The 11189-nt window shown below is 60.0% G+C and carries 8 protein-coding genes; 1 reads left to right on the top strand and 7 read right to left on the bottom strand.

Going from position 1 to position 11189, the window contains the following annotated elements:
* Window positions 1-268: 268 nt before the first annotated feature.
* The gene (locus A3H92_03915) at window positions 269-2371 is read left to right on the top strand and encodes an excinuclease ABC subunit B (protein OHC73440.1); all 2103 of its coding nucleotides are present in this window, start codon (window positions 269-271) and stop codon (window positions 2369-2371) included.
* Between the two features lie 233 nt (window positions 2372-2604).
* On the opposite strand, the gene A3H92_03910 is transcribed toward A3H92_03915, so the two are convergent.
* From A3H92_03910 to A3H92_03880, 7 genes are read right to left on the bottom strand one after another with little or no spacing between them, the layout of a single operon-like run.
* Window positions 2605-3540, bottom strand: a complete 936-nt coding sequence (locus tag A3H92_03910) for a hypothetical protein (protein OHC73439.1) — start codon at window positions 3538-3540, stop codon at window positions 2605-2607.
* Between the two features lie 22 nt (window positions 3541-3562).
* On the bottom strand, window positions 3563-4447 hold the full coding sequence (locus tag A3H92_03905; protein ID OHC73438.1) for a hypothetical protein: 885 nt from the start codon (window positions 4445-4447) through the stop codon (window positions 3563-3565).
* A 58-nt stretch (window positions 4448-4505) separates the two neighbouring features.
* Window positions 4506-4892 (bottom strand): hypothetical protein, encoded by a 387-nt coding sequence (locus A3H92_03900; GenBank protein ID OHC73437.1) that lies wholly within the window; start codon window positions 4890-4892, stop codon window positions 4506-4508.
* A gap of 38 nt (window positions 4893-4930) precedes the next feature.
* Window positions 4931-8053 (bottom strand): bifunctional proline dehydrogenase/L-glutamate gamma-semialdehyde dehydrogenase, encoded by a 3123-nt coding sequence (locus A3H92_03895; protein ID OHC73436.1) that lies wholly within the window; start codon window positions 8051-8053, stop codon window positions 4931-4933.
* Between the two features lie 12 nt (window positions 8054-8065).
* The gene (locus A3H92_03890; GenBank protein ID OHC73435.1) at window positions 8066-9481 is read right to left on the bottom strand and encodes a pyruvate kinase; all 1416 of its coding nucleotides are present in this window, start codon (window positions 9479-9481) and stop codon (window positions 8066-8068) included.
* A gap of 60 nt (window positions 9482-9541) precedes the next feature.
* Window positions 9542-10114 (bottom strand): hypothetical protein, encoded by a 573-nt coding sequence (locus A3H92_03885; GenBank protein ID OHC73434.1) that lies wholly within the window; start codon window positions 10112-10114, stop codon window positions 9542-9544.
* The gene (locus tag A3H92_03880; GenBank protein ID OHC73447.1) at window positions 10114-11064 is read right to left on the bottom strand and encodes a mononuclear molybdenum enzyme YedY; all 951 of its coding nucleotides are present in this window, start codon (window positions 11062-11064) and stop codon (window positions 10114-10116) included. Before A3H92_03880 ends, A3H92_03885 begins: the two co-directional genes overlap by 1 nt.
* Window positions 11065-11189: the final 125 nt, after the last annotated feature.

Genomic DNA, 11189 nt, shown 5'->3' with positions numbered 1-11189 from the left:
CCTAACGCCCGGCGCGTTGACTGAAAGAAACGCCGTTTCATGAAACACAGAGGCTCAGAGACACAGAGGAGGTATAGAAAAAAAGAAAAAGCAGGAAAAAAACTTCGCTTAATCTTCTCTGCGCCTCTGTGCCTCTGTGGCCAAAAACACATGGGCAGATAACTCCCCCTTCGAAAGGGGGAGGATTTTTCAGAGTTATTTTTTACGGCCATTAGCATAACTCGCGATTCGGATTGAGGCCGCGCCGCATACGGCTTATCTATCCTCCATGATCACCCCCAAGAAGCGCCGTCCGGTTTCAGGCGGCAGGCCGTTCCGTCTGGTCTCTGACTTTACCCCCGCCGGCGATCAGCCGGAGGCCATCGCCGGACTGCTTAAAGGGATAGAAGCCGGGGAACGTGATCAGGTTTTGCTGGGAGTCACCGGCTCGGGCAAGACCTTTACCGTTGCCCATGTCATTCAAAAAGTGCAGCGTCCGACGCTGGTGCTGGCTCCCAACAAGACGCTGGCGGCGCAGCTTTATGGCGAGATGAGAGGGTTCTTCCCCGACAACGCGGTAGAATATTTTGTCTCGTTCTACGACTACTACCAGCCCGAGGCCTATGTGCCGCGCACCGACACCTTCATCGAGAAGGACGCCTCGATCAACGAGCAGATCGACCGCATGCGCCACTCGGCGACGCGGTCCATTCTGGAGCGCAACGATGTCATTATCGTCGCCTCGGTGTCGTGCATCTACGGCATCGGCGCGGTGGAGACCTACGCCGAGATGGTCCACGCCATCAAGGCCGGGGAAAGCATCGAGCGTAAAATACTGCTCCAGAAGCTGGTGGAATTGCAGTACACGCGCAACGATACAGCCTTCACCAGGGGAACCTTCCGCGTGCGCGGCGACGTGGTGGAGATATTCCCCTCCCACTGCGAGGACCGGGCGTGGCGCATATCCCTGTTCGGCAACGAGGTGGAAGCCATCGTTGAGATCGACCCGCTGACCGGCGGGAAAATCGGCACGCTGGACGCCGTTACCGTCTACCCCAACAGTCACTATGTGACGCCGCGACCGACCCTGATGCAGGCCATTCCCGGCATCAAGGCGGAAATGCGCGCCCGCGTCAAACAGTTCGTCGCCGAAGGCAAGCTGCTGGAGGCGCAACGGCTTCAGGAACGCACGACTTTCGATCTGGAAATGCTGGACGCCGCCGGTTATTGCAGCGGCATCGAGAACTATTCCCGCTATTTGACCGGACGCAAATCCGGCGACGCGCCGCCGACCCTGTTTGAGTACCTGCCGGAAAACGCCTTGATGATCGTCGATGAAAGCCATGTCTCGGTTCCTCAGCTCGGCGGCATGTACAGAGGCGACTTTAACCGGAAATCGACTTTGTCCGAGTTCGGCTTCCGCCTGCCTTCGTGCGTCGACAACCGGCCTTTGAAGTTCGAGGAATGGGACGCCATGCGCCCCCAGTCGATCTTTGTCTCCGCCACTCCCGGCCCGTGGGAGATGGAGCGCACCGGCGGGGCCTTCATCGAGCAACTGGTGCGCCCTACCGGCCTGATCGATCCGATATGCGAGGTGAGGCCGGTCGAGACCCAGGTTGACGACCTGCTGGGCGAGGTAAAAATGCGGGCGGCGTGCGGGCAGCGCGCCCTGGTCACCACCCTTACCAAGCGCATGGCCGAAGACCTGACCGAATATCTGCACGAACACGGCGTCTGCGTCCGTTACATGCATTCGGATATCGAGACTCTGGAGAGAATTGAAATCATCCGCGACTTGCGCCTCGGCGCCTTCGACGTGCTGGTGGGGATCAACCTGCTGCGCGAAGGGCTGGACATCCCGGAATGCTCCCTGGTGTGTATCCTTGACGCCGACAAGGAGGGCTTTTTGCGCTCCAGAACCTCGCTGGTGCAGACCATCGGTCGAGCGGCGCGTCATATTGACGGACGGGTGATCCTCTATGCCGACAAGATGACCGGCTCCCTTGAGTATGCCCTGGCCGAGACCAACCGGCGGCGCGAGCGCCAGCAGATATATAACGCCGCCAACGGCATCACTCCCCAGTCGGTGCGCTCGGCCATCGCCGACGTGCTCGGCTCGGTCTATGAGGCCGACTACGTCACCGTCGGAACCGGCGCCGGCGGCGAGGCGAATTTGGTCGGCAAGAACCTGAAGACCCATGTCGATGATCTGGAAAAGCGCATGCGGAAGGCGGCGGCGGACCTGGAATTCGAGGAAGCGGCCAAACTACGCGACGAAATCCGCCGTCTGGAAGCTATCGACCTGGGCCTCTACAAACCCGGCGTTTCCAAACTCGCCGCCCAGGCAGGCGGCCGGTCGCCCCGGCAGAAAGGGGAAAAGCGGCGGAAATGATTTTCCCCCTTGTTTTAAGGTCACAGCAACCCTCCCCAACCCCTCCTTGGTAAGGAGGGAAAAGCGCAGGGACCGCTGCTCGTCTCTTGAATCTGCGTCAATCTGTGTAATCTGTGGATTATCAACATTACCGTAATTTAATCCGCAGATTGCGCCGATTTGCGCAGATTGGAAAATGCTAATACTGAGAGGGTGACCCCTCCTTCGCAAGGAGGGGAAAGTGACGGCGCCGTTTATTTTTTCCCCGAAAGCGGCGTTTTGTCCGCTTGCCATATACGCACCTGATTGCGTCCCGCGCCTTTGGCCGCGTAGAGCGCCTGATCAGCGCGCTCGATCGATGTCTTGATCGAGTTGTCCGCCAGCAATTCGGCGATTCCGAATGACGCGCTGACATTCAAATTCTTGTCGTCGCTGATCTTGATCGCATGACGATTTATGTTTTGCCGCAAGCGGTCAAGCACCTCTCTGGCCTTGGCGGTCTTGGTGTTGGGGAGCAGCAATACGAACTCCTCGCCGCCGTAGCGGAAAACCTGATCGTAACGACGCAGGTGATTGAGGATATATCCGGCGACGGCTTTCAGCACCTTGTCTCCGGCCTGGTGGCCATAGGTGTCGTTGACCTTCTTGAAATGATCCAGGTCCATCATGCCGACGCTGCATGATTGCTTGTTGCGCCGGATGCGTTCCCGTTCCTCTTCAAGGCGCGCCTCCATGATCGCTCGCGTCATCACGCCGGTCAGGGGGTCGGTGTAGCGCAGGAAATCCCAGGCTTCGCTCAACAACTTGCGGACATTGACCTGGAAACAGAAGGCGCTCTCCACGAAGGCTTTATACTGGGCGGGCTTCACGGCTTTGCCGTCGCGGATGGTGCAGGCCAGGCCACGGGCCAGACCGTGCATGCGTTCGCTGAGTTTGCCGACTGCGGCAAATTCGGGATGGTTGCGCAAAAGAGGATTGACCTTGCCTGAATACCAGCGGCCGAAAACAGTTTTCTTGTGGGAATCGGCGTTAAGGTAAATCGCTTTAGGTTTAGTGCGGCACACCAGCATGGTCCTGAACTTTTCGGTCCAGTCGCGGTGAGCGTCCAGGGCGCTGCCCAACTCGCTGACGATCTCCTCAGCCTCCTCGGTGTTAAGCAACGGGAACGTATGTTTTTTTTCTTCCGTCACGTTTTTACTCCCTGCGCATGCATCAAGACGGAGATTTTTCGGCGGATTTATTTTGGGCCAGACAACGGATAACGGAAATGCGTTCTTCGATCTGTTTGACATAGTTGGCCAAATCATTCTCGCCCAGAACTTTCCCCGTTGTTTTGATCATCGCTTTTTTCCCCGAGACAAAAACATCCACCACCTTGTTCAAGTGGGATTCCCACTTGACGATATAAGGCTTCCAATCGCCATTATAGTTATTAGTTACATACCGGATAGCCTGTTCATGCGTCTTGTTCTCCCACCAAACGATATCCGGCACTTTGGGACATTCGCCGCTTGTCGTCTTCGGCGTCGGCGCAGACAAGTCGCCCTGCTCCGGGTTAGGGATTGCTTCCGCCAACGCTGCGGCGGCAGCTTCAACAGCCGCCTTGGCCGCCGCCGCCGCCGCCGCCGCCGCTGCTGCTTCCGCTTCCGCCGCCTTGATGGTTTCTTCCGTTATTTCGCTCTCGCTCAAGCCTGATTTTTCAGCAGGGAGGGCGACAATCTCACTTCCAAGGTCTTCGGACAACAGATCAACGACTTCTTCTTTGCCGGAAGCGCCTCCGGGCGCCGCCTTGCCCCGCAGTCCGCGCCAAATCCCGGCTGAGATATCGACCAACCCGGCGATGCCGCTTGATTCGGTAAACCGGATGAACCCCGGCGAATCGGCAAAACTCGTTTTTCCTTCGATCCCTTCCACGGACTGCCTGGCGTACCCGGCATACCCGATAAAGGCGGCGACAGAGAGCAACGCCACCGCCGACAGACGAAGACGGAAACGCCAGCGAGGCGGAAACGCCCCGCCGAAAGAAGAAATCTTATCGGCGACGCCGACCAACGATTTTTGCTTGTCCTGCTGATCAGAAAGTTCCGGTTCCGCCATTTTTCCCTCGGCTGATTAATCAAGACCGTCCCAACGCCATCGATTCGGCGATCAAAAACTATTGAGAATAGTAGAAGGGACCGTCGGAATCCTGTTTTTTGCCGCCTCCTCCGTTTCCGTCGGCTGCAACCGGCGGGGCGCTGCGGCAGGCGAAATGAGCGCCGGTCGGCGTTGCCAGCGGACAGTCTCTATAATTCTGACCGGTGAATTCGGCGGTTTTTTTATACTTGGCGCATCGATCAACGGCCATTTTCTGTATTTCTTTGGGAGTCGCTCCCCGCTTGTTGTAGCAAACGGTAACGGCAGAGATGTCTTTCGGCTCCTCTATGTATTCGGGGGAATCCCGGTTGAATTCACCGGGATTGAGAATATAGGGCGGACTCCTGAAGCAGCCGGACAAGGCGGCCAGGATCACGCACACAAACAGGAGCGTTAAAAATCTCATAGCTTTTCTATAATCGTTTTTCTTGAGGGGCGCTATAATTACCGATCTTCTTCATCAAGCGACAACAGCGCCGCGTTGCCGCCGGAGGCGGCGGTGTTGACGCAAAGCGTGCGCTCGGCGGCAAAACGGTAAAGGTAGCGCGGCCCTCCGGCCTTGGGGCCGGTGCCGGACAGCCCCTCGCCGCCGAATGGCTGCACGCCGACAACGGCGCCGATCATGTTGCGGTTGACGTAGGTGTTGCCGACGCGGGTGCGTTTTTGAATGTATTTTGCGACGGAGTCGACCCGGCTGTGAACGCCCAAGGTCAGACCGAAGCCGGTATTGTTGACCGCCTCGATTACCTGATCAAGATAGTCGGCGGCGTAGGAGATGATATGGAGAACAGGACCGAAAACTTCTCCTTTCAGCATATCCGGGCGCGCGATTTCATAGGCGCACGGGGCGAAAAATGTTCCGTGGGAGCACGCTTTCGCCAACGAGGCCCGACACAACAATTTCCCCTCGCGCTCCATGCGCCTTGCGTGAGCCTTCAGCATTTTCACGGCCCCGCCGTTGATCACAGGCCCCACGTCGGTGGACAACAGCGCCGGGTCGCCGACGCTGAGTTCCTCGACGGCTCCGGCCAGCATCTTCAACAGGCGCGGCGAGATATCCCGCTGGACGAACAGCACCCGCAAGGCCGAACAGCGTTGACCGGCGCTGCGGAAAGCCGAAACGACGACATCCTTTACCACCTGCTCGGGAAGAGCCGTAGAATCGACGATCATCACGTTCTGGCCGCCGGTCTCGGCAATCAGCGGAATGATCGGCCCCGGACGTTTAGCTAAAGTCAGATTGATTGCGTGCGCCGTCTTCACCGAGCCGGTAAAGGCGACGCCGCCGACACGGGCGTCCTTGACAAGCTGTAACCCCACGGTCGGCCCGGCGCCGGGGATAAGATTCACCACGTCATCAGGCGCCCCCGCCCGGCGCAGGATTTCGACGGCGCGGGCGGCGATCAGCGGAGTCTGCTCGGCCGGCTTGGCCGCCACCGCATTCCCGGCAGCCAGCGCCGCGCTTACCTGCCCGATAAAGATGGCCAGAGGGAAGTTCCACGGGCTTAGACAGACGAATACGCCGCGCCCGTGCAGGGATACCTGATTGGTCTCGCCGGTGGGGCCGGGCATGATTTGCGGCCCGGCGAAGTCGATGCGGGCGCGTTCGGCGTAGTAGCGGCAGAAATCCACCGCCTCGCGCACTTCGGCAAGGGCATCGGGAATGGTCTTGCCGGCCTCGCGGACGCATAGGGCCATCAACTCGCCCCTGTTGTCCTCAAGCAGGTCGGCGGCCCGCTCCAGACAGGCGGCGCGTTGCTCCGCCGGGGTTGCGTCCCAGTCGGCGGCGGCTTTCCGGGCCAACTCCAAAGTTCGGTCCACGTCTTCATGGGCGGCGTCGATAACGACTCCTACCTGTCGACGGTTATCGGCGGGATCGAGGATAGCCCGTCTTTTTCCGTTGCCGCCGCCATCTGCTGTCCATGGTCCGCCGGCGGCCTCCATCTCGTTTTTGAGGACGCGCAGTTCCGCCGGGTTGCTGAGATCGACGCCCTTGGCGTTGCGCCTTGCCGCCCCGTAGAGATCGGCCGGCAGGGGAATGCGGGAGTTGGCCTTGACGGCAAGCGCCGCCGCTTCGGCCGCCGGATCGGCGATGATGCGTTCGATCGGAATATTTCCGTCAACGATGCGATTGACGAAGGATGAATTGGCGCCGTTCTCCAGCAGGCGGCGCACCAGATAGGCCAACAAGTCTTCGTGCGTGCCGACCGGCGCGTAGACCCGGCATCGAACGCCGCTTTCGCCGTCGCCGACCATTTGATCGTAGAGGCTCTCGCCCATGCCGTGGAGGCGCTGAAACTCGAAGTCCCGGTTCTTGCCTGCCATTTCCAGCACCGCCGCCACGGTGTGGGCGTTGTGGGTGGCGAACTGGGGATAGAACAAGTCGCTGCGGGCCAACAGCCTGCGGGCGCACGCCAGATAGGAAACATCGGTGGAAACCTTGCGGGTAAACACCGGATAGGCGGCAAGGCCTTGCTCCTGGGCGCGTTTGATCTCGGCGTCCCAGTAGGCGCCCTTGACCAGGCGCACGGTGATTCGCCGGTTATGCTCCTCGGCCAGAGCGCCGAGCCAGTCAATGACGAAGGGCGCCCGCTTTTGATAGGCCTGCACCGCCAGCCCCAGTCCGTCCCAGCCGGATAATTTGCGGTCGGAGAATGCCGCCGCGAAAACATCCAGCAACGGCTCCAGCAGGTCAGCCTCTTCCGCGTCCAGACACAGCCCGATGCCGGCGTCCGCCGCCCGAACCGCCAGGTCGATCATCCGTGGAACCAGCTCGTCCATCAGCCGGCGGCGCTGGGAAAACTCGTAGCGGGGATGAAGCGCCGAAAGTTTGACCGACACTCCCGACCCGGCATTAACGGCGCCGATGGCGGCGATAGCCTGACAATAGGCCCTGAAATAGGCGTCGGCGTCAGGGGCGGTATGGGCCGACTCGCCCAGCATGTCGAAGGAATAGCAATAGCCCACGGCCTCGCCTTGGCGCGCCCTTTCCAGGGCCTCGCCGATGGTCCGTCCGAGGACGAACTGGCCGCCGAGAATGCGCATCGCCTGAACCAGCGCCCGGCGGATTAACGGCTCGCCGCTTCTGGCCGTCATGCGGCGCAGATAAGAGCCGATATCATTATCTCCTCCGACATCGTCATCCATCCTGACCACGCGCCCGGTCAACATCAGCGCCCAGGTGGAGGCGTTGACGAACAAGGAATCGCTACGCCCCAGATGTTTTTCCCAATCGGCTTCGCCGATCTTGTCGCGGATCAGGCGGTCGGCGGTTTTGGCGTCGGGAACCCGCAGCAGCGCCTCGGCCAGACACATCAGCGCCACGCCTTCCCGGTTGGACAACTCGTATTCGTGCATGAAGGCGTCCAGACCGCCGACGCCGACGCCTTTGTCGCGAATAGTTTCCACCAGCCGCCGCGCCGTCGCCGCGATGCGCCCGTTAAGCTCGTCGTCAACGGCGGCCTCGGCGATCAGAGCGGCGACGCACGAAGCCTCGTCGGCGCCGGCGGCGTTTTGAATGGCCTGCCTTAAGGCATCCGCTTGGGGAAATTCACCGATAAAAACCATGCCGCGATTGTATCACGGTAGTTTGGCGATGCGGAGGATATTGGTTGTGCCGCGAATGCTTAACGGAATGCCGGCGGTTATCACGACCTTGTCGCCCGAGCTTACCAGTCCCAATTCAAGAGCCGCCGCCAGTCCTTGTTCGACCATTCCGTCAAAACTTTCCTGTTCCTTGATGACAATCGGCCTGACGCCCCACGCCAGGGTCAGCCGCCGCGCCGTTTTAAGGTTCGGAGTCAGCCCGAGAACCGGCACATGGGGCCTCTCCCGCGCCGCCCGCAGCGAGGTCCAGCCGGAAGACGTGAAAGAGGCTATGGCCTTGGCCGAAACCGTTTCCGCCACTTTACTGGCGGCGGCGATGATGGCGTCTGAATCGGTGGCCTCAGGTTCGGGGCGGGCGGCATCGACCATCACCCTGAAGTAAGGATCAAGACGCACGCCGCAAATGATGCGGTTCATCATTTCCACGGCTTCAATCGGGTAGTCGCCGGCGGCGGTTTCCTGGGACAGCATCACGGCGTCGGCGCCGTCATAGACGGCGGTCGCCACGTCGGAAGCCTCGGCCCGGGTCGGAGTCGGCGCCAGAATCATCGAGTTCAGCATCTGGGTGGCGACGACGACGGGTTTTCCCGCCTTGCGGCAGGCCCTTAGAATGCGTTTCTGAATCGCCGGAACCTCTTCCGGCGGCAACTCGACGCCGAGGTCGCCGCGCGCCACCATAACCGCATCGGCGCGCTCGACGATTTTATCCAGGTGAATGATGGCCGAACGGCGCTCCAGCTTGGCCATGACGCCGGCGCGATTGCCGATCAATTCCCGCGCCTCGTCAACGTCTTTTTCTTCCTGGACGAACGACAGCGCCACCCAATCGACGCCGAGTTCGAGGCCGAAAGCCAGGTCCCGCCGATCTTTAGCGGTCAACGGCGATATGCCGAGCATCAAGCCGGGGAGGTTCACCCCCTTGTGATCCGATAATACGCCGCCGATCACGACCTCGGTCTCGGCATGATCAGGGCCGCACTCCAGACAGCGAAGGCGCACTTGCCCGTCATCAAGCAGGACATCCATCCCGGCCTTTAATGCGGCAAACGCTTCGGGATGGGGAAATTCCACGCGATGGCTTTCGCCGGGTTCAGCCGAAGAATCGAGCCGGAAGCGGTCGCCGCGCCTTATCCTGACCGGGCCGTTGGCGAACGTGCCGATCCGCAGTTTGGGGCCTTGAAGGTCCATGATCACGCCGATCGGACGCCCTACCTCGCGCTCTACGTCGCGGATGGCCTCATAGATGGCCCGGTGTTCCTCGTGAGTGCCGTGGCTGAAATTAAGCCGGAACAGGTCGGCCCCGGCCTTGAACAGGGCGGCGATAGCGTCGCGGCTGTCGACCGCAGGCCCGAGCGTGGCGATAATCTTGGCGTTTCGTCGGCGCATCATGGCGCACACTCCTCTATCCTGTATTTTACCGAGAATATCCCGAAGGCCCTCTGACGACGACTAAATTCGGCGTATTCGGTAAAACAGGCGGATCGTCAGCAGCAGCGCCAGAATGGCGGCGTGAATCAAGGGCGGACGCAGGTCGGCCTTGACCATCATGGCGTAGTGAAAGACGCCACCGACGGCGGCCACATAGACCAGCCTGTGCAGTTTCTTCCAGCGCGCCGCCCCCAGCCGCCTGATCATGCCGTTGGTCGAGGTAACCGCCAACGGAACCAGCATCAGGAAACTCACCACGCCGACGGTAATGAAGCGGCGCTTGGTCACGTCGGCAATGATGTCGGCCCAGACCAAGGATTGCTCGATAGTCACATAGTTGACTACATGCAGGACGGCGTAAAAGAAAGTAAACAGGCCCAACATACGGCGATAGCCGATGATTCCGCCATTGCCCGTCAACCGGGCCAGCGGCGTCGCCGTCAGGGTAATCAGCAGGAAGCGCAACGTCCAGTCGCCGAGAAAACGGTTGATGGTCTCTACCGGATTGGCGCCGACGCCGACAAAAACCATCTTCCAGGTCAGCCACATCAGCGGCGTCAGGCACAAGACGAAAATCAAGCGCCGAAGGCGCACTAAAAATATTTCCTCAGGTCCATGCCGGCGTAAAGTCCGGCCACCTCGTCGGCGTAGCCGTTGAACATCAGGGTCTTTTTCTTGGGCGCGAAGAAGGATTCGCCGATTACCCGCTCTTTCGCCTGACTCCAGCGGGGATGATCGACCTCGGGATTGACGTTGGCGTAAAAGCCGTACTCGCGGGACGATTGACGGTTCCATGTAGTCTCCGGCATGGTCTCGACAAGGCTGATGGAGACTATCGACTTGATGCTCTTGAAGCCGTACTTCCACGGCGCGATCAGGCGGATGGGAGCGCCGTTCTGGTTGGGCAATTCCTCGCCGTACAGGCCGACGGCGAGAATGGTCAGCGGATGCATCGCCTCGTCAATGCGCAAGCCCTCGGCATAAGGCCAGGGCAGAACCGGGCGCTCCTGACCCGGCATCCGTTTCGCGTCGTACAGAGTCTCGAAAGCAACGTATTTGGCGCGGGAGGCAGGCTCGAAACGCTTGAGCATATCGCCCAGAGGAATGCCCACCCAGGGGACAACCATCGACCACGCCTCGACGCAACGCAGGCGATAGATGCGTTCCTCCAGCTTGTGCGGCTTGATCAAATCCTCATAGGCGTAGGAACCGGGCTTGCCGACCTCACCCTTGACGGCGACGCTCCACGGTTTGGGATTGAACTTGCCGGCGGTCTTTGCCGGGTCTTCCTTGTCGGTTCCGAACTCATAGAAATTATTGTAGGAAGTGATGAGTTCCTTCGGCGTCAATCCGCCTTCCGCCGCGTATGAACTCTTGACTATATCGCCGAGCGGCGCTCCGGCCCGCGCCGCCGTCGAGGGCAGCAAAGACCCCAGCGTCGCCACGGCGGCGGCCTCCATAAAACGCCGCCGGTCGAGGAATATTTCCTTGGGAGTGATCTCCGATGATTTAACGTCCGAGGATTTTCTGAATTTGATAAGCATTTCCATTCTTCCTCAAATGACCGTTCAAACCGTTTGTTTTAACCTAGAGCACTATCCGACCAAATTAAATCATCTGCGTTGCGCATTGGCGAGGCGATCCGCCAGGCGCGCCGCGAAGAGCGATG

Source organism: Rhodospirillales bacterium RIFCSPLOWO2_02_FULL_58_16 (genome assembly GCA_001830425.1).
Classification (GTDB): domain Bacteria; phylum Pseudomonadota; class Alphaproteobacteria; order Rhodospirillales; family 2-02-FULL-58-16; genus 2-02-FULL-58-16.
The sequence above is the reverse complement of the archived record's forward strand: the minus strand, read 5'-3'. Positions and strand labels throughout refer to the sequence as shown.

Excerpts from the sequence above, each read along its gene's own strand:
- A3H92_03915 (OHC73440.1), top strand. The coding sequence starts at position 269 with ATGATCACCCCCAAGAAGCGCCGTCCGGTTTCAGGCGGCAGGCCGTTC.
- A3H92_03905 (OHC73438.1), bottom strand. The coding sequence starts at position 4,447 with ATGGCGGAACCGGAACTTTCTGATCAGCAGGACAAGCAAAAATCGTTG.
- A3H92_03900 (OHC73437.1), bottom strand. The coding sequence starts at position 4,892 with ATGAGATTTTTAACGCTCCTGTTTGTGTGCGTGATCCTGGCCGCCTTG.
- A3H92_03895 (OHC73436.1), bottom strand. The coding sequence starts at position 8,053 with ATGGTTTTTATCGGTGAATTTCCCCAAGCGGATGCCTTAAGGCAGGCC.
- A3H92_03890 (OHC73435.1), bottom strand. The coding sequence starts at position 9,481 with ATGATGCGCCGACGAAACGCCAAGATTATCGCCACGCTCGGGCCTGCG.
- A3H92_03880 (OHC73447.1), bottom strand. The coding sequence starts at position 11,064 with ATGCTTATCAAATTCAGAAAATCCTCGGACGTTAAATCATCGGAGATC.